Source organism: Halomonas sp. C22 (assembly GCF_007655045.1).
In the GTDB taxonomy this organism is placed as follows: domain Bacteria; phylum Pseudomonadota; class Gammaproteobacteria; order Pseudomonadales; family Halomonadaceae; genus Vreelandella; species Vreelandella hamiltonii.
Map to the genome: position 1 here is coordinate 20,955 of NZ_VBVC01000015.1, position 22,622 is coordinate 43,576.

24 protein-coding genes, 1 tRNA gene and 1 pseudogene are annotated in these 22,622 nt (G+C 59.5%); 10 read left to right on the plus strand and 16 right to left on the minus strand.

Features of this window, described 5'->3' with window-relative positions; genetic code table 11:
* Window positions 1-14 precede the first annotated feature (14 nt).
* From FEU76_RS17830 to gloB, 3 genes are read right to left on the minus strand one after another with little or no spacing between them, the layout of a single operon-like run.
* Window positions 15-1,880 carry an extracellular solute-binding protein gene (locus FEU76_RS17830; RefSeq protein ID WP_144984819.1) on the minus strand — a complete coding sequence of 622 codons (1,866 nt, stop codon included), beginning with the start codon at window positions 1,878-1,880 and terminating at the stop codon, window positions 15-17.
* Window positions 1,881-1,933: 53 nt separating this feature from the next.
* Window positions 1,934-3,157: a transglycosylase SLT domain-containing protein gene (locus tag FEU76_RS17835; protein WP_144984822.1), complete on the minus strand. Its 1,224-nt coding sequence runs from the start codon at window positions 3,155-3,157 to the stop codon at window positions 1,934-1,936.
* A gap of 29 nt (window positions 3,158-3,186) precedes the next feature.
* Window positions 3,187-3,954, minus strand: a complete 768-nt coding sequence (gene gloB / locus FEU76_RS17840) for a hydroxyacylglutathione hydrolase (RefSeq protein WP_144984824.1) — start codon at window positions 3,952-3,954, stop codon at window positions 3,187-3,189.
* A 110-nt stretch (window positions 3,955-4,064) separates the two neighbouring features.
* Between gloB and FEU76_RS17845 the strand changes: the two genes are divergently transcribed.
* From FEU76_RS17845 to nudC, 4 genes are read left to right on the plus strand one after another with little or no spacing between them, the layout of a single operon-like run.
* A complete protein-coding gene (locus FEU76_RS17845; RefSeq protein WP_144984827.1) occupies window positions 4,065-4,853 on the plus strand; it encodes a class I SAM-dependent methyltransferase in 789 nt (262 codons plus the stop codon).
* Window positions 4,846-5,328 (plus strand): ribonuclease HI, encoded by a 483-nt coding sequence (rnhA, locus tag FEU76_RS17850; protein ID WP_039177860.1) that lies wholly within the window; start codon window positions 4,846-4,848, stop codon window positions 5,326-5,328. The genes FEU76_RS17845 and rnhA overlap by 8 nt, the downstream gene beginning before the upstream one ends.
* Complete coding sequence (gene dnaQ / locus FEU76_RS17855) at window positions 5,316-6,065, plus strand: DNA polymerase III subunit epsilon (protein ID WP_144984830.1); 750 nt, start codon at window positions 5,316-5,318, stop codon at window positions 6,063-6,065. The genes rnhA and dnaQ overlap by 13 nt, the downstream gene beginning before the upstream one ends.
* Entirely contained in the window at window positions 6,058-6,831 is a 774-nt protein-coding gene (gene nudC / locus FEU76_RS17860; protein WP_144984834.1) for an NAD(+) diphosphatase, read from the plus strand. The genes dnaQ and nudC overlap by 8 nt, the downstream gene beginning before the upstream one ends.
* A 4-nt stretch (window positions 6,832-6,835) precedes the next feature.
* On the opposite strand, the gene FEU76_RS17865 is transcribed toward nudC, so the two are convergent.
* Window positions 6,836-7,147 carry an SCP2 sterol-binding domain-containing protein gene (locus tag FEU76_RS17865; protein ID WP_144984837.1) on the minus strand — a complete coding sequence of 104 codons (312 nt, stop codon included), beginning with the start codon at window positions 7,145-7,147 and terminating at the stop codon, window positions 6,836-6,838.
* 162 nt (window positions 7,148-7,309) lie between these two features.
* Between FEU76_RS17865 and sohB the strand changes: the two genes are divergently transcribed.
* Window positions 7,310-8,356, plus strand: coding sequence for a protease SohB (gene sohB, locus FEU76_RS17870; RefSeq protein WP_144984840.1), 1,047 nt, complete (start codon window positions 7,310-7,312; stop codon window positions 8,354-8,356).
* Between the two features lie 10 nt (window positions 8,357-8,366).
* Here the strand turns inward: sohB and FEU76_RS17875 are convergent, their stop codons facing one another.
* Complete coding sequence (locus FEU76_RS17875; protein WP_039177873.1) at window positions 8,367-8,687, minus strand: ArsR/SmtB family transcription factor; 321 nt, start codon at window positions 8,685-8,687, stop codon at window positions 8,367-8,369.
* Window positions 8,688-8,942: 255 nt separating this feature from the next.
* Between FEU76_RS17875 and FEU76_RS17880 the strand changes: the two are divergent.
* From FEU76_RS17880 to FEU76_RS17890, 3 genes and pseudogenes are all read left to right on the plus strand, one after another.
* Window positions 8,943-10,880, plus strand: a pseudogene (locus FEU76_RS17880) (propionyl-CoA synthetase); the annotation flags it as partial.
* A 138-nt stretch (window positions 10,881-11,018) separates the two neighbouring features.
* Entirely contained in the window at window positions 11,019-11,687 is a 669-nt protein-coding gene (locus FEU76_RS17885; protein ID WP_016913879.1) for a 7-cyano-7-deazaguanine/7-aminomethyl-7-deazaguanine transporter, read from the plus strand.
* 16 nt (window positions 11,688-11,703) lie between these two features.
* Entirely contained in the window at window positions 11,704-12,510 is an 807-nt protein-coding gene (locus tag FEU76_RS17890; RefSeq protein WP_039177879.1) for an alpha/beta fold hydrolase, read from the plus strand.
* Between the two features lie 36 nt (window positions 12,511-12,546).
* Here FEU76_RS17890 and FEU76_RS17895 read toward each other — a convergent pair whose 3' ends face one another.
* Together FEU76_RS17895 and FEU76_RS17900 are read right to left on the minus strand one after the other, a co-directional pair.
* Window positions 12,547-13,935, minus strand: a complete 1,389-nt coding sequence (locus FEU76_RS17895) for a 3'-5' exonuclease family protein (RefSeq protein ID WP_144984843.1) — start codon at window positions 13,933-13,935, stop codon at window positions 12,547-12,549.
* 21 nt (window positions 13,936-13,956) lie between these two features.
* The gene (locus tag FEU76_RS17900) at window positions 13,957-15,042 is read right to left on the minus strand and encodes an ABC transporter substrate-binding protein (RefSeq protein WP_313955447.1); all 1,086 of its coding nucleotides are present in this window, start codon (window positions 15,040-15,042) and stop codon (window positions 13,957-13,959) included.
* Window positions 15,043-15,301: 259 nt separating this feature from the next.
* Here FEU76_RS17900 and FEU76_RS17905 point away from each other — a divergent pair, with 259 nt between their 5' ends.
* Complete coding sequence (locus tag FEU76_RS17905; RefSeq protein ID WP_096922970.1) at window positions 15,302-17,008, plus strand: potassium/proton antiporter; 1,707 nt, start codon at window positions 15,302-15,304, stop codon at window positions 17,006-17,008.
* A 58-nt stretch (window positions 17,009-17,066) separates the two neighbouring features.
* A tRNA-Ser gene (locus FEU76_RS17910) sits at window positions 17,067-17,157 on the plus strand.
* A 42-nt stretch (window positions 17,158-17,199) separates the two neighbouring features.
* Here the strand turns inward: FEU76_RS17910 and FEU76_RS17915 are convergent.
* The 9 genes from FEU76_RS17915 to FEU76_RS17955 all read right to left on the minus strand — a co-directional run bounded on the left by FEU76_RS17915 (window position 17,200) and on the right by FEU76_RS17955 (window position 22,506).
* Window positions 17,200-18,294, minus strand: a complete 1,095-nt coding sequence (locus FEU76_RS17915; RefSeq protein ID WP_144984846.1) for a site-specific integrase — start codon at window positions 18,292-18,294, stop codon at window positions 17,200-17,202.
* On the minus strand, window positions 18,177-18,509 hold the full coding sequence (locus FEU76_RS18855) for a helix-turn-helix domain-containing protein (RefSeq protein WP_144984849.1): 333 nt from the start codon (window positions 18,507-18,509) through the stop codon (window positions 18,177-18,179). Before FEU76_RS18855 ends, FEU76_RS17915 begins: the two co-directional genes overlap by 118 nt.
* Window positions 18,510-18,566: 57 nt before the next feature.
* Window positions 18,567-18,800, minus strand: a complete 234-nt coding sequence (locus tag FEU76_RS17925) for a hypothetical protein (protein WP_144984852.1) — start codon at window positions 18,798-18,800, stop codon at window positions 18,567-18,569.
* Window positions 18,800-19,051 (minus strand): hypothetical protein, encoded by a 252-nt coding sequence (locus FEU76_RS17930; RefSeq protein ID WP_144984855.1) that lies wholly within the window; start codon window positions 19,049-19,051, stop codon window positions 18,800-18,802. The genes FEU76_RS17925 and FEU76_RS17930 overlap by 1 nt, the downstream gene beginning before the upstream one ends.
* 282 nt (window positions 19,052-19,333) lie before the next feature.
* The gene (locus FEU76_RS17935; RefSeq protein ID WP_144984858.1) at window positions 19,334-19,546 is read right to left on the minus strand and encodes a hypothetical protein; all 213 of its coding nucleotides are present in this window, start codon (window positions 19,544-19,546) and stop codon (window positions 19,334-19,336) included.
* Window positions 19,546-19,761, minus strand: coding sequence for a DNA replication initiation control protein YabA (locus FEU76_RS17940; RefSeq protein WP_144984860.1), 216 nt, complete (start codon window positions 19,759-19,761; stop codon window positions 19,546-19,548). Before FEU76_RS17940 ends, FEU76_RS17935 begins: the two co-directional genes overlap by 1 nt.
* Before the next feature lie 34 nt (window positions 19,762-19,795).
* Window positions 19,796-21,481, minus strand: a complete 1,686-nt coding sequence (locus FEU76_RS17945) for a DNA cytosine methyltransferase (protein ID WP_144984862.1) — start codon at window positions 21,479-21,481, stop codon at window positions 19,796-19,798.
* Between the two features lie 81 nt (window positions 21,482-21,562).
* The gene (locus FEU76_RS17950) at window positions 21,563-22,009 is read right to left on the minus strand and encodes a hypothetical protein (RefSeq protein ID WP_144984865.1); all 447 of its coding nucleotides are present in this window, start codon (window positions 22,007-22,009) and stop codon (window positions 21,563-21,565) included.
* Complete coding sequence (locus FEU76_RS17955) at window positions 22,006-22,506, minus strand: hypothetical protein (protein ID WP_144984868.1); 501 nt, start codon at window positions 22,504-22,506, stop codon at window positions 22,006-22,008. The genes FEU76_RS17950 and FEU76_RS17955 overlap by 4 nt, the downstream gene beginning before the upstream one ends.
* Window positions 22,507-22,622 lie beyond the last annotated feature (116 nt).

Genomic DNA, 22,622 nt, shown 5'->3' on the forward strand with positions numbered 1-22,622 from the left:
GTCTTGTTCTGCGTTCAGCGGCGGTTGCGACGCTCCAGCGCAGCTTCGCGCTCACTGTCGACCCACCAGGCATCCAGGTCCATGGCGTAGGCGGGTGCCGGGTCGGGATAACCAAACTTGTCCCACACGGCAATCCGGGTTTCCCCCGAGTGGTAGTGCGGAATCACATAGAACCCCCAGCGCAGCACACGATCCAGCGCGTGGGTGATGGTGTCGAGGGTTTCTCGATCCTCGGCGCGAATCAGCTGTTCCACCAGCGAGTCCACGGCCGGATGCGCCAGAGCCATACGGTTACGACTCTGCGGTGACTCGGCGGCCGCGCTGGTCCAATAATCGCGCTGCTCGTTGCCGGGGTTGTTGGATTGGGGGAAGTGGCTGATGACCATGTCGTAATCGTAGCTGCGCACACGGTTCAGGTACTGGTTGATATCGACGATGCGCATGGAGGTCTGGATACCCAGGCGCGCCATGTTACGCAGCATGGGCTGGACCACGCGCTCCATGCCGGAGTCGTACATCAATACTTCCAGACTTAGCGGGCGCCCCGTCTGCTCGTTGACCAACACGCCATCCTCCACCACATACCCTGCGTCTTCCAGCAGCGTCAGCGCACGCCTGAGTCGCTCGCGTAGCTCGACAGGCTGCTCGATGGGCAGCGGGTCGGTAAACAGCCGCTCGGATCGATGCGATGCCAGCAGCTCGTCACGGAAGGGTTCGAGCAGTGCCAGCTCTTCTTCGGTAGGCAGGCCGACGGCTTCCATCTCGGAGTTTTGAAAGAAGCTCTCGGTACGATAATACGTGCCATAAAAAATATTGGTGTTCAGCCACGGAAAATCGAAGGTGAGGCTTAACGCTTCACGTACCCGTGGGTCTTGAAACTTCTCGCGACGCAGGTTGAACACGAAGGCCTGCATCATCGAGGGATTGACATCGGGAACGGTAAGACGTTTGACCTGCCCCTGACGATAGGCAGGGAAGTCGTAGCCAATCGCCCAGGTGGCAGCGCGGGCATCGATGCGAAAATCGGTCAAGCCTGCCTTGAAAGCTTCCCAGGAAATATCACGATCCCGGTAATACTCATAGGCAATGCGGTCGATGTTATAGCGCCCGACATTGACGGGAAGGTCCTTGCCCCAGTAATTGTCGTCGCGCTGGTAGACGATGCGACGGCCAGGGTCGACCTCGCTGATGCGGTAGGGGCCAGACCCCGGATGGGCCGCCAGGGTGGGGGCGGTAAAGTCGCGCGGTTCCCAGTAATGGCGCGGCAAGATCGGCAGCTGCGCGACGATCAAAGGCAGTTCTCGGGACTGGGTGTCATTGAACTCGAAACGCACCTGATGCTCATTGATGGCCGTGACCCGTTCGACCCCCGCGTAGTAGCTGGCGTAGAAAGGGTTGCCCTGTTCGCGCAGCAGGTCAAAGGTGAACACCACATCGTAAGCGGTGACCGGCTCACCATCCTGAAAGCGTGCCTGCTCGTGCAGGTCGAACTCGATCCACTCGCGCTCAGGGTCCAGGCGCACGCCACGGGCCAGCAGGCCATACAGGCTGAACGGCTCGTTGGGGTTGCTGGCCATCAGCGTGTCGTAAATTTGTGAAATGCCGGTGGCCGGAGTACCGCGAATGATGAAAGGGTTGGTGGAGTCGAAACTGCCACCCACGGCGGTATGGGTGATGGAGCCGCCCTTGGGAGCCTGCGGGTTGACGTGGGGGAAGTAGGCAAAGTCTTCGGGCAGCTCAGGGCTATCGTAAAGCGATAGCCCGTGCACCGTGGGGACGGGAACACCACTCTCACCTAGCGGTGAAGCCCATAGAGTGGCACTCAGCAATAGGCCACTGACCAGTAGGACTGCTTTTGACAACAACTCACCGCGTGGCATTGGTAACGTCCTGTAGTGGCAAAACCGGAGGTGATCACGGGGGGCTGGTCGCGCTAGCCATCCGATAACGAGAGCAACTGACCGGGCTGCAGGGCTTCTGGGCGATCCAGCCCATTCCACCTGATTAAATCTTGCTGATCAAGATTATAGCGCGCGGCAATTGTGGAAAGATTGTCACCGCGTTCAACGCGGTGTACGGAAGGGGAGTTTGCCGCCGCGTAGCTGCCGCTTGTCTGCGATAGCTGCGCCAGCACCTGGGTGTCCACTTCCTCGGGTACCAACAGTGTTTGAGCGCTGTTGGGGTCGATGCTGCCATTCAGCAGGCCCGGGTTCAGCTCGGCCAGGGCCGACTGGCTGACATCCAGCAAGCGAGAGGCTTGTGCCAGGCTGACGGGCTGCTCCAGCTGTACTTTGGCGAAGGCCGGTTCCGCGTGAATGTCAGGCAAACTGACGCCGTAACGTTCAGGATTGTCGATGATGGTGGCAATGGCTTTCAATTTGGGAACGTACTGCATGGTCTCGTTGGGTAGCGCCAAATCCCAGTAGTGGCCCGCCATGCCCTGATTCTGAGCCTGCTGGCGAGCACGATTGACTGTGCCAGCGCCGGCATTGTAAGCCGCCAGGGAGAGCATGATGTCGCCTTCGTACCACTCGTCGGCCTGCATTTCCAGGTAGTTGAGCGCTGCATCCGTGGAGGTCACCACGTCCAGGCGGCCATCGTACTGACCGTTGCGAACCAGGCCCAGTGCATCACCGGTGCCGGGCATGAACTGCCATAATCCGGCGGCACCCATATGGCTGCGGGCGCTGGGGTCGAAAGAGCTTTCGACAAAGGGGATCAGGGCAATTTCACCGGGCAGGCCTCGCTCGGATACCTGTTGGGCAATCCAGGCAAGCCAAGGCGTGGCACGCTCGGTGATCGAAGCGATATTCTGGGGGCTGGCGCTGTAGAATTGAATCCACTCGTCTACCCGTGCCTGGGCATCGGCGGGCAGGTGCTTCTCCTGCCACTGAAAACTCGAGCGCAGGATGCTCCAGGCGTCCTGGGGTTGCAGTTCGAGAGCTTCCCAGAAGTGGTGCTGAAACGCAGTGGGTCGGGCCGTCAAGGCATCCTCGGCATCACCTAGCGCAGAGGAGTCGATATTGCTGGTGTGGGAGCCCCATTGGGGATCCGTGGCAGAGGCTTGAGTATTCGCAGCGGCGGCCAAAAAAAGGCCCATAATAACCGTACTGCCGGCGCTCAATAGCAAGCGCTGGCGAAGCGTTCGATAAGTCATAGTGTGTTCGTTTCTATTCGATAGCGTTCTTAAAAACGGTTCTTCCACTCACGCAGAGTGGTGAACGTAGCGAGTTCGTCGTCATTTGCCCCTTGCATGCCTGCGGCTTGGCGCACACTTTCGGTACCGACACGCAGGTAGGGGTTGATCGTCAGCTCGCGTCCTATCGTGCTGGGTAAGGTGGGCCTGCCTAGCGCCCGGGCCTTTTCGCACTCCTGTTGTGCGCGTGTTACAGCATCGTTTTCAGGATCCGCAGCACGTGCAAAGCTCAGATTTGCCTGAGTATATTCATGCGCTGCAAAGACCAGTGTTTCCTGGGGGAGTTCCGCAAGACGACGCAATGAAGTCAGCATCTGCTCTGGTGTGCCTTCGAAAAGGCGGCCACAGCCGGCATGAAACAACGTGTCGCCACAGAAAAGAAGGGCGGGGATACCTGGCGTAAAGTAGCTGATATGATCGAGCGTATGGCCTGGGGTTTCCATCACTTCGAAGGCGCGGCCCAGTACTCTTACCTGCTCGCCCTCGCCGACGCGCTGGTCGATACCCTGAATATCCGGGTTGTGCGGGCCAATCACCATGGGCGAGTAGCGCGCTTTCAGTGCCGCCAGCCCGCCGGTGTGGTCATGATGGTGATGGGTGATCAGGATCGTATCGAGGGTCAGGGATTCCCGCTCGAGGAAATCGATCACGGGGGGCGCTTCACCGGGGTCCACCACGCAGACGCCTTGACTGTTATCCTGTCTTATCAGCCAAATATAGTTGTCGCTTAAGGCGGGTATCGGTGTCACGCTCATCATGGGCGAGATCCCTCGGAGTTTGTCAGACCTGCTTGAAAAATTTGCCGTGCGCTGCGTAGCGTGGCAGCGCGCCCCTCAAAAGCCCAATACTGTGGAGGCAAGTGCCGTTCATGTCAAATTCGCCCAATGCACCGCGCCTTGCCCACTCGCTTGCAGAGGCGCGAGCCTACTGGCAGACAGACGCTGGGCGCGCTTTGTGGGATGCGCAGCGTGCTTGCCTTGGGCCCGTGGTGGAAGGCAGAAAAGGTGGGCACAGCCTGGAGATGGGCATGGCCCCGCCATTGATGACCATGTCCGGCATTGCTCATCAAGTGGTCTGGGCGCCCAGCAGAGAGGCCGCCCAGAGTGAATCCACCCTGATTTGCCCCCCGGAACAGCTGGCACTCCCGGACCGCTGTCTGGACGTCATGGTGATTCATCATTGGCTCGAATATTTGCCGGATGCGCACCACACGCTCCAGGAAGCCGCGCGGGTCACGGCAGACAACGGCGTGCTGGTGCTGTTTGGCTTCAATCCAGTGGGCCTCAACGGGCTCAGTCGCCGGTGGCGCAAGGCCGAGTATCCTTGGCAAGGTCAGTGGCGCACGTTGAACCGCTTGCGGGACTGGCTCGCGTTTGTCGATTTCGAGGTGGAGCGCGTAGACTACTGCTGTTTTCGTGGCCCCATGAGCACCACTTGTCGCGAACGCTGGGAGCGGCTTGGCCGACGCCACAACATGCCGCTGGGTGAGAGTTACATGATTCAGGCGCAGCGTCGGCAGCGTCATGCTCCCATTCAACGCGTCAAGTTTGGTTTGCGTACGCCGGTTTCATCATCGATCGGTGCCACACGCACCAGCGCAGCCGCCCGGCTACCCGCTGGAAAACGTTGTATAGAAAAGGATAGTGAGCGTGAGTAACCAAGCAGCCAATGGGCTGCCCCGTGTCACGGTGTATACCGATGGGGCGTGTCGTGGCAATCCTGGCCCCGGCGGATGGGGAGTGCTGCTGGTCAGCGGTACCCATGAGAAGACCTTGAAAGGCTTCGAAGCGAACACCACCAATAATCGTATGGAATTGATGGCGGCCATCATGGCGCTGCGCACGCTCAACAAGCCCTGTGATGTGGCGTTGTGGACCGATTCGCAGTACGTTCGCCAAGGCATTACCCAGTGGATTCACAACTGGATGAAACGTGGCTGGAAAACCGCCTCCAAGCAGCCGGTGAAAAATGCCGAGCTCTGGAAATCCCTGCATGAAGAGACCCAGCGCCATCGTGTCGAATGGCACTGGGTCAAAGGGCATAGTGGCCACCCCGGTAACGAGCGCGCCGACGCCTTGGCCAACGAGGCCATTGATGAGCACCAGAGGAGCAAGACCCCATGCGCCAAGTAATTCTGGATACCGAAACGACTGGTATCGACCCCAAGGATGGCCACCGTCTGGTAGAGATTGGCGCCGTCGAAATGGTCAATCGGCGGTTTACCGGGCGCACGTATCACCAATACATCAACCCTGAGCGTCATATCGATGCCGAGGTGGTGGCCGTCCACGGCATCGATGATGCCAAAGTAGCCAACGAGCCGGTATTTGCTCAGATTGCCGACGCGTTCTGGGCCTTCATCGATGGGGCCGAGCTGGTCATTCACAACGCGCCGTTCGACGTGGGCTTCATCGACCACGAACTGAACATGCTCAACAAGCGGCGCAAATCGCCGATACTGGGGCCGGTCAGGGAGCACTGCCGTATCCTGGACACGCTGGTCATGGCCCGCGAAATGCACCCTGGCCAACGCAACAATCTGGACGCGCTCTGCAAACGGTACGACATCGATAACGGCCACCGAGTGCTTCACGGGGCCTTGCTGGATGCGGAAATTCTGGCCGATGTCTACCTGGCGATGACCGGTGGGCAAACGGCGTTGACCCTGGATGCCGAGAGTGGCAATGACCAGCGCGAAGAGCGCCAGGCCAACGAAGGGCTGTCGGTTCAGCGGCTGTCGTTGGCGCCAGGTCAGCTACGAGTGATTCGCCCCAGCGCAGAAGAGCAGGCCGCTCATCAGGCAAAGTGTCAGGCGCATCAACTGCGTTGGCTGTCGGCAAGCGGCGAGAGTGGTACGGCCGATGCTTAGGCGTGAAATCCCGCACCATGCGCGTGAAGGCCGAGTGATTCGCGTCGCGCGCAGTCACATTGCGCCGGCACCGCTGGTGGGTGAGCTATCCCCGCTTCAGCCCCATCAACCCTGGGACGAGCACATGCAGCCCTTGTGCTACTGGCATGATGAGCCCGTGGCCTTGCAGCTGGAGAGTGAGCCTGGGGATGCCTGGATAGAAGGGCGCCAGTGGTTGGCAGAGCTGCCAGCTTCTTGGTTTAGCCTGCTGGCCACGGCATTGCAGGTAGGCGCCTGGCTGGAAAACCACCGTTTTTGTAGCCGCTGCGGTGAGCGGGCATCCAAGCTGGAAGCCGAGTTCGCCATGCACTGCTATGCGTGCGGGCATCGCAACTACCCGCGAATTTCACCCTGTATCATCACGCTGGTGACCCGGGGTGAAGCCATGCTGCTGGCGCGCAGCCCGCGTTTTCCGCCCGGCCGCTACTCTACCCTGGCGGGGTTCATCGAGCCGGGGGAGTCGGCAGAAGAGGCCGTACATCGGGAAGTGTTCGAAGAGGTAGGCGTGCACGTGGACCAACTGCGCTACCACCACAGTCAGGCTTGGCCTTTCCCGCATTCGCTGATGTTGGGCTATTTCGCCGAGGCCACGACCCAGCGAATCACCATCGATGGGGTCGAAATCAGCGATGCCGCCTGGTTTTCGCCGCGGCAGCTGCCTGCGCTGCCGCCGCCGTACTCTATTTCACGGGATTTGATCGAGACGCATCTGGCCCGTTGGCGCTGATGGCTTACTTGGCCGGGAACAGGCTGGTCAGCTTGGTGGCCAGCATGACGTTGCCGGTCGCCTTGAGTTTGCCGGTCATGAAGGCGGTCATGCCGTTGATGTCGCCACTCATGATGCCTTTGAGCGTATCGGTGCTCAGGCTCAAGCTCACAGACGGGTCGTCGTGCTCGCCTTCATGCACCCCCAAGCTACCGTCCTGTACCGAGAGATAGTGGCTGCCAGCATCGGAAAAATGAAACTGGAAGACTTCGTTCATGCCTTTGGCTGCGTCGGGATTAAAACGAGATTGCAGTTTTTCAAGCGTATTGGATGACATAAGGTATGCTCACGTAACGAGTTGGTGCGGATTGACGTTATCTCACGAGAGTATTTCAAACAGTTGTTTTAATCAAGCCTCGTTGACACTTCCTCACAATCTGCGGATAAAGCCCGTACACTAATACTTTCCAGCGTTTAAAAATACCTGAGGAGACGAATCATGGCGGAATGGTTGGTGGAAATGGGCACCTTCCTGCTGCAAACCACGCTGGTATTGGCAGCAGCGGCAGCGTTGCTGATGCTGGTGATGCGTAGCAAGGAGTCCCCGTCATCGGGACTGAAGTTGCAGGTGGAATCACTGAACGATCAGCGTCGAGCCCGTGGTCGGCGGCTGCGAGTCAGTACCACCGAGCAGGGCGCCCGCAAGAAACTGATCAAGGCCTTTCGTCAGGAAGAGAAAGCGCGGCAAAAGGCGGCCAAGCAGGGTAAGAATCCCTCTGATTCTGTTCAAAAAGTGTGGGTGCTGGATTTCCATGGCGATATCAAGGCCTCCCAGGCTGAAACCTTTGCCCAGGAAGTGTCGGCGGTGATCGAGGTGGCCACCGCCAGTGACGAAGTGGTGGTGCGCCTGGAGTCAGCCGGTGGGTTGGTGCACGCCTATGGCCTGGCGTCGGCCCAATTGGACAGACTGCGAGAAGCAGGGCTGACCACCACGGTGTGTATCGATAAGGTCGCGGCCAGCGGTGGCTACATGATGGCGTGTACCGCTCACCACATCAAAGCGGCCCCGTTTGCGGTCATTGGCTCCATCGGCGTCGTGGCCCAGGTGCCCAATATTCACCGTTTGCTCAAACGCAACGATATCGATGTGGAGTTGCTCACTGCCGGCAAGTACAAGCGTACCTTGACGATATTGGGAGAAAACACCCAGGAAGGGCGTGAGAAGTTCATTGATGACTTGGAGAATACCCATCGCCTGTTCAAATCTTTCGTTGCCAGCCACCGTCCCGAGATGGACATCGAACAGCTGGCCACGGGAGAAATCTGGTACGGCAGCGAAGCGCTGGAAAACAAACTGGTGGACAGCGTAGGCACCAGCGAAGCCTACCTGGTCGAGCGCATGGCCGATGCGCAGGTATACCGGGTGAAGCTGGAGCCGCCGAAAACCATGGGGCGCAGGTTTGGCCTTGCGGTATCGGCGGGTATCGAAAATGCGCTGGTGAAAGCGTTGGGGGTGATCGAATCAGCCGGTTGGCTGCGTCGTTGACCTGAAAAAATCAGGCCGCATAGTGTTGGGCCAGGGTGCTGATGATCGCCCTGGCACTGTCACTGTTGAGCGAGTAATAGATGGTTTGTGATTCGCGGCGCGTCTCGACCAGTTTGTCGCGCCGTAGAATGGCCAAATGCTGGGAGAGCGCGGACTGGCTCAACGCCAGCTGTTGATTGATCTGCGTGACAGACAGTTCCGTTTCTGCCAGCAAGCAAAGGATTTGCAAACGTTTTTCATTGGCCAGGGCCTTGAGCAATTGAGTGCCTGCCTCAATGGCGAGTCCATTGTGTTCCAGAAGGCGTGCAGCGGCGCTAGTAGAAGCAGACATGAAACTCTCCTTGCCTACACTGTGGTGACAGCGTTGTTATTGATTATGTAGCCATCGTCGCGTCGCGAGGATTGGGTTGTTGAATGATCATTAATTTAGCGCTTTTTGTCCAAAACCACGTTTAACGTTCTATCAATGATAAGTGCTGATTTTTTGTCGACAATTTGTGTTTTTTGCTTTTGCTTTGGTCGAATTTAAGCCGATAGTATGAGGGTGAAAGCATGCTTTGCTTTGTAGAGTGTCAACAATCAAGCTCACAACAATGACAAGGCCACCATGAATCGTTATCACTCCGTTTACCGCCAGTCGGTGGAACAGCCAGAAGCGTTCTGGGCCGAGCAGGCTCGCAAGCTGCCCTGGTTCACCCCTCCCAGCACCATCCTCAGTTACGACGAGCAGCAGCACGCCCGCTGGTTCGGCGATGGTGTGCTCAATATCTGTCACGCCGCCATCGACGTGCACGTAGAGCAGGGCCGCGGCGAACAGGCGGCTATTTTCTGGGACTCGCCGGTCACCCGCTGCAAACAGACGCTCACTTACCGTCAGCTGCGTGACCGAGTCGCCAAGGTAGCCGGTGGCTTGGCACAGCTGGGCGTCACCCAAGGTGACCGGGTGATCATCTACATGCCCATGGTGCCCGAGGCGCTGATTGCCATGTACGCCTGTGCCCGCCTGGGCGCGGTGCACTCCGTGGTCTTTGGCGGCTTTGCCCCCCACGAGCTGGCAGTACGCATCGAAGATGCCGAGCCCAAGGTGGTGATTGCGGCTTCTTGCGGGGTCGAGGTCGATAAGGTGCTGCCTTACAAGCCCATCGTGGAGCGTGCCATCGAGCTGAGCAGCTTCAAACCACAGGCGTGCGTGGTGTTCCAACGCGATGCCCACCGGGCCGAGCTGCAGCCGGAGGATCACGATTGGGCGACGCTCGAAGCCAGCGCCCAGGCCGCCGACTGTGTGCCCGTCAAAGCGACCGACCCGCTGTATATCCTGTACACCTCAGGTACCACGGGCAAGCCCAAGGGCGTGGTGCGCGATACGGGTGGTTACGCCGTGGCGTTGCACTACTCCATGGAGGCCATTTACGACCTGGCGCCGGGCGACGTGATGTTCACGGCTTCTGATGTGGGGTGGGTCGTCGGGCACTCCTATATCGTCTATGCGCCGCTGCTGCGTGGCTGCACCACGGTGGTGTACGAAGGCAAGCCCGTGCGCACGCCGGATGCCGGGGCATTCTGGCGGCTGATCGAGGAGTATGGCGTCAAGAGCTTCTTTACGGCGCCTACGGCGTTCCGGGCCATCAAGAAAGAGGACCCGGACGCCAAGCGACTCTCGCAATACGATATCAGCAGCCTGAAACATCTGTATGTGGCGGGGGAGCGGCTCGATCCCCCCACGTTCCATTGGCTGGATGACCTGCTGGACGTGCCGGTGATCGATCACTGGTGGCAAACCGAAACCGGCTGGCCGATTGCCGCCAACTTGCCCGGCATTGAAACCGTGCCCACCAAGGCCGGTTCGGCCACATATCCCGTGCCCGGCTTCGACGTACGTATTCTGGATCGCGACGGCGAGCAGGCCGAGTCCATGCAGCAGGGCAGCGTGGTGATCAAGCAGCCGTTGCCGCCAGGTTGCCTGATCGGCGTATGGCGTGACCCGCAGCGTTTCCACAGCGCCTACATGGCGGCTTTCCCAGGTTTTTACCTCACCGGGGATGGCGGCTATTTCGATGAGGAGGGCTACCTGTTCATCATGGGGCGCACCGATGACGTGATCAATGTGGCGGGGCATCGCCTCTCCACCGGTGAAATGGAGGAAGTGGTGGGTGCCCACCCGGCGGTGGCCGAATGCGCGGTGATTGGCATTCATGACGAGTTGAAAGGGCAGCTCCCGATAGGACTGGTCATCCCCAAGGATGGCTTCCAGGGCGACGAAGCGACGCTGGAAGCCGAGCTGATCGAGCGAGTGCGTGAACATATCGGCCCGATTGCCTGCTTCAAGCAGGTGCTGGTGGTCAATCGGCTACCGAAAACCCGTTCGGGCAAGATATTGCGCAAGCTGCTGCGCAATATCGCCGATGGCAAGTCCTACGGTATTCCATCGACCATCGATGACCCCACCAGTCTCGATGACGTGCATGAAGCCATGTGCCAGCGTCAGATCGGTGCCGCTGAGCAAGCGAAGCCGCAGCAGGACTGAAACCAGGTTGGCCGCCCGGATAGCCTGGGCGGCTTTCATTACCAGCGAGAAGGCGTATAATGCGCGCCCCAGTAGCGTCATTACGCTGTTCACGAGGGTTCCCTAACCCCTCTTGCCACCAAAAAAAGGTCTCGCTCCATGTTTGCGCTCACCGATCTTCAGCATCGCCGTTGCCTGACGGTAATGGTCCTTTTCCATATTGCCATCATTGCCGCCAGCAACTATCTGGTGCAGCTTCCCTTTACGCTGTTCGGCTTTCACACCACCTGGGGAGCCTTCAGCTTTCCGTTCATCTTTCTGGCTACCGACCTGACCGTGCGCCTGTTTGGTAAAGGGCCTGCACGCACTATCGTATTACGGGTCATGTTTCCCGCGCTGCTGGTATCCTATGTGGTGTCGGTGGTGTTTCCCCGTGGCAGTTTCGCGGGCCTGGAAGCGCTGGGCGAGTGGAACCTGTTCGTGGCGCGGATTGCCCTGGCCAGCTTCCTGGCCTACGTGCTGGGCCAATTGCTGGATGTGCAGGTCTTTGACCGGTTGCGCCAATGGGCCTGGTGGGTAGCGCCGGTCTGCTCCACCATCCTGGGTAACCTGGCGGATACCTTTGCCTTTTTTGCGACCGCCTTTTACAACAGCCCCGATCCGTTCATGGCCGCCCATTGGGTGGAAATTGCCACGGTGGATTACGTCATCAAACTGGCGATCAGCCTGTTGTTCTTCCTGCCGCTGTACGGCTTATTGCTGGCGTGGCTGACGCGCAGGCTGGTGGTATGGACCGGCCAGACAGACGCCGAACCACGCACCGCTTAATCATCAAGGAGCCCCCATGACCGAACAGGCCACTGTCGACCTGCACGTGATCGATCTGCCCGCCGAGGTGGAAGCACCTGAGCAAGCGCCGCTGATCGTCATTCATGGATTGTTGGGAAGTGCCGACAACTGGCGCTCGCATCTCAAGGTGTGGCAGCGCAAGCGCCGGGTGGTGGCGGTGGATCTGCGCAATCATGGCCGCTCGCCCCATGCCGAAGGCATGCGCTACACCGCCATGAGCGATGACGTGCTGGCCGTGATGGACAAGCTCTCCATCGAGGATGCGCATATTCTTGGCCACTCCATGGGCGGAAAAGTGGCCATGACGCTGGCTCGGCAAGCCCCCGAGCGCTGCCTGTCGCTGATGGTGGCTGACATCGCTCCGGTGGCCTACCAGCATGGTCATGACGATGTGTTCGCGGCGCTGAATCGCGTCAGAGACGCCAAGCCTGCCAACCGCCGAGAAGCCGATGCGCTATTGGCGGAGCATGTCAGCGAGCGGCCCACGCGCCTGTTCCTGGCCACCAACCTGGTACGAGACGAGCAGGGGGGGATGAGCATTCGCGTGGGTCTGGACGAAATTCAGCGTGGCTATGAGCACATCATCGGTGAGCCGGAAGGAGAGGCTGCCTACGAGGGGCCAACGCTGGTGCTGCGTGGGGCCAACTCTCACTACGTGACGGATGAGATGCTGCCCAGGCTACGCGAAGTGCTGCCACGGGCCCGCCTGGTGACGCTGAAGAATGCTGGGCATTGGCTGCATGCCGACCAGCCCGAAGCGTTTCAGCAGGGGGTCGACGCTTTTATTGCGGCGCACTCCTGACGCTGGCCCACTCAATCCAACCACCAATCCAGCCACTCAACCCAGCGGCTCGATCGACAGCCCGTGCTGATCGGCGTCGCGGATGAAGCGGTTGAGAATGCGGTAGGTATCCATATCGAACTGCCCGGCAGGTGTTTTCAACGCCAGCGCCGCCTGCCGCGATGGGGCGCTGCCCAGATAGCACCAGTGATCGATCAAGTGATAGGCCGCCGGACCCGTGGGGCAGCTCTGTTCGCGCAGAATGATACGGCCAGGCCACGGCCAGGCGCTGATCTGCAGGCCCGCCAGCGCTTGCTGGGCACGCAGCGTGTGTGCCTCTCGTGTTTCCTCGCCGCAACACGCCCCCCGGCATCGCCCCAGCTGGTGGGCAAAGCAGCGCCCCTTGCCCTTTTCCAGCCCCAATACCTGCGGGCAGAGCTGATGCGCTTCGGCCAAGTGGCGCAGTGCCTCTTTGGCTTCCTTGGCGCTGCGGAACAGGCCAAACAGCTTGCCCGGCTGCGGTTGCCCCAGCAGCTTGCCATTGGCCAGCGTGGGCTGCGCCGCATCGTCCGGCCAGTACCAGGTGTGTAGCTTGCCCTGGCGGCGTAGCTGTCGGTTCATGATGGGCATCAACTGCTTTACCAGCTGCGCTTCTCGCAGTTGGGCGCTCAGGTCGCCTGCCGTTTCCTCCCATTCCACGTGCTGGATCTGCTGGGCCAGGCGCATCTCCTTGTCATCCTGATGATCACGCTGGAAGTGGCCGAGCACCCGCAATCGCAGATTGACGCTCTTTCCCACATAGAGCGGCAGGCGGTTGTGCCCATAAAACAGGTAGACGCCCGGTGCTTCCGGCAGCCCCGCCAGTTGCTCGCTGGGAAGGTGTGCGGGCAGGCTGCGGTGACGCTGCTCGTCAGCCAACGCCGCCTGCCAGGTGGGCGTATCGAACCGCTGTTGCCAGGTTTGCCAAAGGCCCCACAGGGCTTGCGCATCCTCTTCGGCTCGGTGGGCGTTGGTTCTGGGAACGTTGTAATGGGCCAGCAATGCCGTCAGATTGTGCTTGGCCAACTGCGGCTCCAGTCGACGGGCAAGGCGCAGGGTGCAGATCACCTTGGGTCGGTAAGCAATTCCGGCGCGTTTGAACTCGTTGCGCAGGAAGCCTGCATCGAAGCGAGCGTTGTGCGCCACCAGCGTGTCACGCCCCAACCACCCGTTGAGCTCCTCGGCAACGCAAGCAAAGGTGGGCGCATCCCTGAGCATTGCATCGTCGATTCCTGTCAGTCGGCTGATATGGGCCGGTACTCCCGTTGTGGGCTGAATCAGGCTGACCCAGCGCTCCACGACGTGACCGCCGTTGATTTTCAAGGCGGCAATTTCCGTGATGCGGTCACGGGTAGCGCGTGTGCCGGTGGTTTCTATGTCGATGAAAATCAGTGGCGTATCGTTCATGCGGCTCCCGCCTGGGCGCGCTTATGGCTCGGCCAGGGTATGCGGATTGAGTGCCAGCCGGGAGGCAGGTAGCGTGGCGTCTATCGTGCCGGAGGCCAGCAGGTAACGTTCGAAGGCGCTGTAACGACGCTCATCCAAAGCGGCCGGGCTCAGCGCCAAGCGGCGCACGATATTTGCCCAGGCGCCCTGGTTGACCGGGTTGTCGAGCACTGGCTGAGTGTTGATCACCAGTTGCCAGGCCTCATCGGGGTGGTCGACGATCCAGTTGCTGGCTTCTTCCAGGGCCGTCACCAGGCGCGACCAGGTGGCTGCCCGCCGCGCGACAGAATCGCTGTTGGCCAGCAGGATCAGGCCATCATGGCGGGGAATGTCGAGCGCTTGATAACGCACTGTGTGGGTGACGATACCGTCTGAGGCCAGCTCTTCCGGCAGGGTCAGATAAAAGCCGTCGGCAATGGCGTCGACGCGCCCTTCGCGCAGGGCGCCGGCCGCATCGAAGTGGACGTTTTCGGCGGGCGAAAATTCATCGATTTGCCGCAGCGACAGGGGCACCAGCGGTTCCGCCAGCAGGTCGCGCCCTTCGCGGGTCGAAAAGCCATAATGGACTCTGCCCAATCCCTGGAGGGGGTCGGGCGAAGTGGCGGTGCCTGCCACGACCACAGCATTCAACGGTGTTTCGACCAGCGTGGCAATCCGCACGATGGGGGCACCATCATGCACATTCAGGTGTAGCAGCGGCTGGCGCGACAGCGCCAGATCCACTTCTCCAGCCGCCAACAGTTTGATGGCGATGGTCGGGTCTGCAGGCGTCTGTAGTTCCACCTCCAAGCCTTGCAGCGCAAACAGACCGCGCTCCTTGGCAACGATCAGGGGAGCATGCTGGGGGCTCAGGTACCAATCCAGCATCAGGTTCAGACGCTTCATGGGCGGTGGGTCCAGAGGCGGCGGTGGCACCAGCGCCATACTGGGAGCATCGTCTTCACTGGACGCTTGTTCCGGGGCAGATGTCTCAGGCTCGTCGCTTTCGACGGTAGCCGCTTCTACTTCGGGTTGGGGAGCGCTGTGCCACAACCCTTCAGGCAGCACCAGGTCGCTCTCCAGCTGCAAGGGTGTGTCGGGTGTTTCCGTATCATTTGCGTAAGTGGCTGAAATTGAAAATAATAAAAAAAACGCTAAGACTAGGGTAAGGATGGAACGGGCACGCAAGAATGCGTTCAACATAACCTGAACTCCAGAAGGTACGACGGCGGAGTTTAGCTGTCAGGAGAAGTCTCTGGCTAGCCCTGGGGCAATCTGGCCAACTCGCTCAGTAAAATCAGCCTGGGCATGCAATAATAGAACGGCATTGATGTAGAGACGGAGACTCATGGACGCAATTTATACCTTCTTTCTGGTAGGCGGTACCCTCATGGCGCTCAGCATCCTGGCGAGCCGCTTGTCTTCCATGATGGGCGTGCCGCTGCTGCTGATCTTCCTGGGTTTGGGTATGCTTGCCGGGGAGGAGGGCTTATTGGGTCTCGAGTTCGATGACTACTCCATGGCCTTCACCATCGGCCACCTAGCGCTGGCCATGATTCTGCTGGATGGTGGGTTACGTACACGACTCAAGACGTTTCGCGTGGGGTTTCGTCCAGCCCTTTCGCTGGCAACGCTTGGGGTGTTCATCACCAGCGCCATCGTTGGCGTGATTGCCATGTGGGTCTTCGACCTCACCTTGATCCAAGGGCTACTGGTGGGGGCCATCGTCGGCTCCACCGATGCGGCGGCCGTGTTCTCGATGCTCAGTGGTCGTGGAGTGAACCTGAACGAGCGGGTTGGGGCAACGCTGGAGATCGAGTCAGGCACCAACGACCCGATGGCGATTTTCCTGACGCTGATGCTGGTCGAGATGCTGGTGGGGGATATTGGTGGCATCAGCGAGACGCTGCTGTTTTTCGTTTCTCAGTTCGGCATCGGCCTGCTGGTGGGCGTGGCGGGCGGCTGGGGCAGCGCCAAGTTGTTGCGCTGGCTGGACCTGGCGCCTGGCCTCTACTCCATGCTGGCGCTTGCCCTGGGGTTCAGTGTCTTTGGCCTTACCAGCGTGCTGGGCGGCAGTGGCTTCCTGGCCATTTACCTGGCTGGGCTGATGATCGGCAATCAGCCGGGCAGGCACCTCAACTTCATTCTGCCGGTGCACGACGGGCTTGCCTGGTTAAGCCAGATCGGTCTGTTCCTGGTGCTGGGCCTGCTGGTCGCGCCCAGCCAGCTCTGGGAAGTAGCGCTTCCGGCCAGTCTGGTGGCATTGGCCTTGATCTTTATTGCCCGCCCGCTGGCGGTGCTGATAACCATCAAGCCGTTTTTCAAGTTCCGCTGGCGCGAGACCTTCTTTATTGCCTGGGTTGGCTTGCGGGGTGCCGTGCCTATCGTGCTGGCCATTTTCCCGGTCATTGGCGGCGTCGAAAATGCTTCTCTCTACTTCAACGTGGCCTTCGCGGTGGTGCTGATGTCGTTGCTGATTCAAGGCGGTTCGCTCAATCTGGTGGCCCGCTGGTTGAAGGTGCAGGTGCCTGTGGGCACCACGCCCAATCGGCGCGGCCCGTTGGGCATCCTGCCGGAAAACGATTTTGAAATGTTCGTCTACACGGTGGAAAACCAGGACCTGGACGATGTGCCTATCCGGCTGCTGCGGTTTCCCTCCGGCGCCTTGATCTCGTCGCTGTTTCGCAACCACGTCATGCTCCACCCCAAAGGCAGCACCCGATTGAAGCTGGGGGATGTGATCTGCGTGATTGGTCGCAGTGAAGACCTGGTGGCCCTGAATCGCTTGTTCAATGGCGATGCCAAGCTCAAGCAGGAGCGGGCGTTCTTCGGTACCTTTACCCTGGACGGCACCGCTCAGATGCAAGACATCGCCCAGGCCTACGGCCTGACCCTGAGCCCCGGCGAGCAGGAGATGACCCTGGCCGAGTTCGTCTCCCTGCGGGTAGGCGGCCACCCGGTGGTGGGGGACGACGTGGACTGGCACGGCATTCACTGGGTGGTCAGCGAGATGGAAGGCGGCGACATTACCCGAGTAGGCTTAAGACTCTACTAATTGATTCAAAAGGCGTTGACTTCCAAGGGAAAGCTGTTATTATACGCACCCATAAGCCGGAGGGATGGCAGAGCGGTTGAATGCACCGGTCTTGAAAACCGGCATAGGTTAATAGCCTATCCAGGGTTCGAATCCCTGTCCCTCCGCCACCTCGATTCTAAAGCCTCGTTTTTACGGGGCTTTTTTCGTTTCTAGGCTTTCTTTTTCCTCCCCAGCAGTGCCTCGATATTCTCCACCGGTTCTTTAACGTGATGAGAACGTGATTGCAGCTTGGCCACGGCGTCCCTTGCTCGGTGTGGTGCCAGGTGTGCGTAGCGCTCGGTCATGTTGATCGTGGAGTGCCCCAACACTTCCTTTACATCGGCCAGCGGCACGCCTTCCGACACCAGCCAGCTTGCGCAGGTATGCCGCAAGTCGTGGATGGTGAAGTCTTTGATGCCTGCCAGCGAGCACGCCTTTTTGAACACTGGGTTTGGGTACACGTAACGGCTGCCGTCACGCTTGCAAAATACCCAAGGACAGGAAGGGCAGTAGGTTTGCGCGTAACGGTACCGTCGCCTGAGCGCGGCCACGGCCGACTCGTTGAGCGGGATCGTCCGGCGCTTGCCTGCTTTGCTATCCTCTGGCTCAAGCGTTATTAGCGCGTGCTCCCAATTCACGCGCCGCCATTCCAGCTTGAGCAACTCCCCCTTGCGAGCCCCCGTATGCAGGGCTAGCTCGATGAAGTCGGCCAAGCGTTCGCCCTCACGGGTGGTCTTGGCTTTCTCGATCAGCGTGTCCGCTTCCTTGCGTGTGATCCAGCGCACGCGCCCGGGCGGCTCTTTCAGCATCCGACCCTTCACAGGGTTGGGTAGCGACCATTCAAGATGCGTGACCGCGTGCGTAATCATGGCGGCGAGTATCGCCAGCTCTCGGTTGATCGTTGCAGGCCCAACGCCTTCACGCTGCCGAAAGGCAATAAAGGCGCGAACGTCGGCGCCTTCTAATTTCCCCATCACCTTGTCAGCACCAAAGAAGTCGTAGAGCTTGCCGGTGCGCATCTTGATATCGGCCAATGAACGCTTGTCCTGACTGGCGATCAGGTACTCGGTGGCTACTTCTGCAAAGCTGCGCTCGGGGGCTTCGTCCCAATAGGATTGGCGATAGAGTTGCGCCTTCCATTTCCCCTCTAACGCTTCAGCCGCTTGCTTGTCGGTCGTCCGAGTAGAGCGTCTAATTGGCTCGCCGCCTCCCGGCGGGGATAGGTAGACCCACCAGAACGGCGAGTCTGGGCGCTTATACGGCATGGCTTACCTCCCGTTATCGCGCCGGGTGCATCGGTAGTGTGGCTGACCGGCGCATCTCCGGCAATCATCGCTTTGAGTGCTTGCTTGTTGACGTAGGTTTTACCGCCGATCTTCATGCCGGGCAGGGTGCCTGACTTGACCCATTTGGAAATAGTGGCGGGGTGGCACGACAACTCTTTGGCCGCTTCGTCGCGACTCATTAGCATTTCGCCCATGGCTTTCTCCAGGCACAAAAAACCGCCAGTTGGCGGCCTACTTATCGGTGGGAAAAATTAACATGGCGTATCAGCAGGGCTTTTGCATACATCCTCCGGCTTGGATGCGGCTCGTCTCGCCCGCCACCACTGGAAATATCCATTAACGCCAGTTGCATTAAATTCGTTGGGATCAGGGTGCGTATTGAAGTCCACGAGGAATGACTGAATAGCCACCTCGTCAGCATCGTTAAGCGGGCTTGAAGCAATAATGGTTTCATCCGGCGTAGGGATGAGCTGACCAATTTCCATCAGAAAGGCCCCATGATAGTTGCGGGAAATGCGCCTTTACCCTTCTCGCACCGAGTCCACCAAGACTCGTAACCTTCTCGGGGTGTTTTGCGCATATAAACGTGCTGCACCTCTTCAGCGCTCGGCCATTCTTCTTCTGGATCCCCCGAGAAAGAGCAATATGCCTCTATAAAGTCCTTCGGGGGGTGATGGCCTTTAGCCGCTACAATAATGTTACCTCCATTTTCAAGCTCATTTATTTCGATGTTCATAAATACCTCCCAATAAAAAACCGCTCATTGGCGGCGGTAGTCCTTGAACAACCTGGTCGATAATCGCCAGCGTGGCGTATCAGGAATAAGCCGCCGTTTGCGGACTATCTCGGCAATCCGCTTTGCGTTCGGTAGCTGGTCGAGCATCTTGGTACTCCGTGCAGCTGACGATGATGCGATGCTTGCTCGTGCTGAGAACAGGCATGGAAGAAAAGGGCAGGTGGCCACAGTCGACAACAGCGTGGCGGCAGGCCATGCACATAGCGCGCTTCGGCTGGTGGGTCATTGCTGGGCCTCAGCGCGCTTGAGCGCTTCTTTAAGGCCAGGCATGGCCATGTTGTGGTCAACGAATATACGAATGTCGTGGGCATCGGCACCTTCCAGCTGATCGCCATGCTGAATGCCAGCAGCGCGCAGTATTTCATGAGCTGTCACACTGCACTGGGGACAGGCGATACCTGCCGCAACTATCATCCCTTGAGTAAAGCCATTCATCACGCAGCCCTCATCGTTGCCAACTGTTTCGCCTGCTCGGCCAGCTCAAGCCGCAGCTTGGCGTTTTCGGCCGCCAGCGCATTGTTCTCCTCGATCAGTCCGTATTTTTCGGCTTCCAGGTCGTCGTTTCGGTAAATGAGTTGTGTCACAGCAGCACGGCGGCATGCGCGTGACAGCAAGGCACCGGTGCCCAGGTGGGTGGCGATAGTGGTCATGGTAGTCTCCAAAAAATGCCGCTCTGAAAGCGGCTCAATGAACGATATGGGTGGGTTGTTGAAGCGATAGGCTGGCGGCTACGTTGCGCACCCAGATGGGCGTATTGCCCAGCGCGAAGGTCTCGCCGCTCCATGCCAGGAGCAGTGTGGTGCCCATCACGTTGGCGATGGCTTCTGCCGCAGGCGCAGGAACAGCGTTCCCGATACGTTCCCGCCATGCGCTATCGCTCAGGCCCTCAAGCTCCAGGTGTTCACATGGGTCAACCAGCCCCTGCAGGGCGGCCAGCTCCAGCGTTGTGAATGGTCGGTGCCAAGTGCCGTCGAGTGCGCGGATGACGGCGACCAGCTTGTCGTTCGGTTCCGGCAGGCGCGGATCGGCTACCGACCAGGAGCCGTTATCCTGCCGGGCCGATGCTGATACGGCGCCGCATGTTGCGCTCCATGGCACGACGCCGTAGTGGCCTGCATGAAGCCACGGATCACCTTTGCCGCGTTTGAGCCCTGGGCGCGGATCAGCAACGCCAAACGCTCCCTGGCCAGTCGTGCTGCCTGAAATGACGGTGCCCGTGGACTTATCCCAGTGGGTGATTGCGTATTTGCCATAAGTCGGCCCTTTGCGGCGTGGGTCTGCGACCGCAAACGCCCCTTGCCCGGGCGACTGCTGGCCCGTAATGGCTCCGGTAGGGCCGTCCCAGCAGCGTACGCCGTATGCTTGGCCATCCTTCCATTTTGCTGACTGGTGGAATCGAGGGTCAGCGATGCTGAAAGCACCGTTGGTGGGCGTGCTGCGTCCGGCTACGACGCCCATGGATTCATGCCAGTAGTTTACTCCCATGTAGCCTGACCGATACTCCGGCACGATGAGGTAATCACTCAGGTAGCCATCCTCGACCGCCAATTTGTTCAGCGATCGCCAATCGCTACCAGCTTCTACAAACGCCAGGCGCACCCAGGTTTTCCACTGCAGGCGCGGCACGCGATGCATCGGACCCGCCAGCTCATCGCCTGGCAGCGGCATTTGCCCAAGCACGTCGCCCACGGCACGAAGCGGGCGCTTGATGGGCTCATATAGGAAGGGGGGCACTTTCTCGGCGTGGCGCGCCACCAGCAGGAAGCGCTTGCGAGACTGTGCCAGGTGACCGATCTCGCCGCAGTCGTGCGTGGTTTCAGCAACGTGGTAGCCATAGCGCTGTAGCATGCTGGTGATCTTGTTCATCAGCTCTCGGCCGCGGCTCGCAATGCGTGGCACATTCTCGAAGATGATCAGCTCGGGCGGATCGTCGGCCCAGGCCTCCAAGGCAAGCCACATGCCGCGAACCGTGAGCTGGTTCAGCGCCTGATACTTGGGCGTGGTACTGCGCGTTTGGGAGAGCAGACCACTGAACCCTTTGCAGGGGGCGCTGAGAAAGATGATGTTGGGGCGCTGATTGCTGGCGGCTGCCTGTATGTCGGCAGGGGTGGCTTCCTTCCAGTCATTGGGTGGCTCGTGGCCATGAAAGGCGGTGTACTGGTCGCGGCTGAACATATCCAGCACGGTGCCTGGAGTGCCGGTGAGGCGCTGAAAGTCCGCGATAGCACCCGCGTCAACATCGATGCCGCCCAGGCATTGGAATTTGGCTTCGATGTTTCCAACGCGAGCATGGCCTCGATTGAAGCCAAGGGCGCCGCCGCCGAGGCCGCAGAAAAGGTGAAAGTGGTTGATTACCTGGTGCGATATCATTGCGTATCCCAAAAAAAGCCCCGCTGATGAGCGGGGTGGTTATCCATTGGCGCCGAGTGATGGTGGTTGCTCCATTCGCTTCTAAGCCACCAGCTCGCCCTTGGCGCCGTCAATCTTTGGCAGCTCGTCCATGCGCTTGAACAGGGCTTCGGCTTCCTCGTCAGTCGCTTTCTCGAATCGGTAAAAGGCTGCCTTCTTGGCCGCATCCATAAAGCTTGGCACCAGGTTCCAAAGCGATTCGTTCGGGAGGCTGCCTGCGCTGCAGGGCTTGCCGTTGACCACGGCGATGGCCTGAATGCGCTCCAAGCAGTAACCGGTAGAGGCCTCGGTAATGTTGATGGCGGCGCAATCGTCGCCATTACAGAACCAGGCAAAGGCATTGATGACGCGTCCCTTGTGCTTACCTTCCACAACCTCGGCCTTCAGGTCGCCCAAGGCGCTTGCTGTTTCAACCTTGCCGCCAGCGACCAGTGAGCGCTTGTCGCTTTCGTCGTCGCCGATGATGTGTGTTGTGATCTTGAGCTTCATGCGTCACCTCTCAATGCCTTGATATCGTCGTCACTCAGGCCTGCCGCCTTGGCCCGCGCCAGGGCGTCTTGCTTCCGCTTTTGTGCAGCCCGCTGATGCTGGAGCTCTCGCTCAGCCGCTCTGTCTTCGGCATTGGGCTCGTGTATCCGACACGGTGCCAGCCAAGAGCAGGGCGTGGCATACGGCTGGTTGCCAATTCGTATCGCCACGGTTGGCACAATTCCGCAATCCGAACCTTGAACGTCTCTGCCTTTCCCCAGGCGGCGAGCTGTTGACTCGGCCTCGCATACCGCCATCACGTAATTAGGCCCACGTCCTTCAGTGCCATCGGCGTTCTGGATGACGGCAAACACTAGCCTGGTTTCAATGATGGCGGGCTTATCAAGCAGCTCCAGAACCGCCTGGCTCAATTCGTGCACTTCAGACATGCTCAGGTGCTCGCATTTACTCCCTGGCTGGGTCAATCGCTCTGCTAACTCTTTCAGTCTCTCGTGCATGATCCTCTCCCGTGGTTGCCGCACTCACGCGGCGGCTTACGGCTTACTCACGGCCCTACTGCAACGCAGTTTCGCGCATCCGGTGGGCTAGTACCGGGTAGCGTCATCAGGGACGG

Bases quoted from the DNA above. Each gene is read 5' to 3' on its own strand.
- FEU76_RS17830 (WP_144984819.1), bottom strand. From the start codon at position 1,880: ATGCCACGCGGTGAGTTGTTGTCAAAAGCAGTCCTACTGGTCAGTGGC.
- FEU76_RS17835 (WP_144984822.1), bottom strand. From the start codon at position 3,157: ATGACTTATCGAACGCTTCGCCAGCGCTTGCTATTGAGCGCCGGCAGT.
- gloB (WP_144984824.1), bottom strand. From the start codon at position 3,954: ATGATGAGCGTGACACCGATACCCGCCTTAAGCGACAACTATATTTGG.
- FEU76_RS17845 (WP_144984827.1), top strand. From the start codon at position 4,065: ATGTCAAATTCGCCCAATGCACCGCGCCTTGCCCACTCGCTTGCAGAG.
- dnaQ (WP_144984830.1), top strand. From the start codon at position 5,316: ATGCGCCAAGTAATTCTGGATACCGAAACGACTGGTATCGACCCCAAG.
- nudC (WP_144984834.1), top strand. From the start codon at position 6,058: ATGCTTAGGCGTGAAATCCCGCACCATGCGCGTGAAGGCCGAGTGATT.
- FEU76_RS17865 (WP_144984837.1), bottom strand. From the start codon at position 7,147: ATGTCATCCAATACGCTTGAAAAACTGCAATCTCGTTTTAATCCCGAC.
- sohB (WP_144984840.1), top strand. From the start codon at position 7,310: ATGGCGGAATGGTTGGTGGAAATGGGCACCTTCCTGCTGCAAACCACG.
- FEU76_RS17875 (WP_039177873.1), bottom strand. From the start codon at position 8,687: ATGTCTGCTTCTACTAGCGCCGCTGCACGCCTTCTGGAACACAATGGA.
- FEU76_RS17885 (WP_016913879.1), top strand. From the start codon at position 11,019: ATGTTTGCGCTCACCGATCTTCAGCATCGCCGTTGCCTGACGGTAATG.
- FEU76_RS17890 (WP_039177879.1), top strand. From the start codon at position 11,704: ATGACCGAACAGGCCACTGTCGACCTGCACGTGATCGATCTGCCCGCC.
- FEU76_RS17895 (WP_144984843.1), bottom strand. From the start codon at position 13,935: ATGAACGATACGCCACTGATTTTCATCGACATAGAAACCACCGGCACA.
- FEU76_RS17905 (WP_096922970.1), top strand. From the start codon at position 15,302: ATGGACGCAATTTATACCTTCTTTCTGGTAGGCGGTACCCTCATGGCG.
- FEU76_RS17915 (WP_144984846.1), bottom strand. From the start codon at position 18,294: ATGCCGTATAAGCGCCCAGACTCGCCGTTCTGGTGGGTCTACCTATCC.
- FEU76_RS18855 (WP_144984849.1), bottom strand. From the start codon at position 18,509: ATGGGCGAAATGCTAATGAGTCGCGACGAAGCGGCCAAAGAGTTGTCG.
- FEU76_RS17925 (WP_144984852.1), bottom strand. From the start codon at position 18,800: ATGGAAATTGGTCAGCTCATCCCTACGCCGGATGAAACCATTATTGCT.
- FEU76_RS17930 (WP_144984855.1), bottom strand. From the start codon at position 19,051: ATGAACATCGAAATAAATGAGCTTGAAAATGGAGGTAACATTATTGTA.
- FEU76_RS17935 (WP_144984858.1), bottom strand. From the start codon at position 19,546: ATGAATGGCTTTACTCAAGGGATGATAGTTGCGGCAGGTATCGCCTGT.
- FEU76_RS17940 (WP_144984860.1), bottom strand. From the start codon at position 19,761: ATGACCACTATCGCCACCCACCTGGGCACCGGTGCCTTGCTGTCACGC.
- FEU76_RS17945 (WP_144984862.1), bottom strand. From the start codon at position 21,481: ATGATATCGCACCAGGTAATCAACCACTTTCACCTTTTCTGCGGCCTC.
- FEU76_RS17950 (WP_144984865.1), bottom strand. From the start codon at position 22,009: ATGAAGCTCAAGATCACAACACACATCATCGGCGACGACGAAAGCGAC.
- FEU76_RS17955 (WP_144984868.1), bottom strand. From the start codon at position 22,506: ATGCACGAGAGACTGAAAGAGTTAGCAGAGCGATTGACCCAGCCAGGG.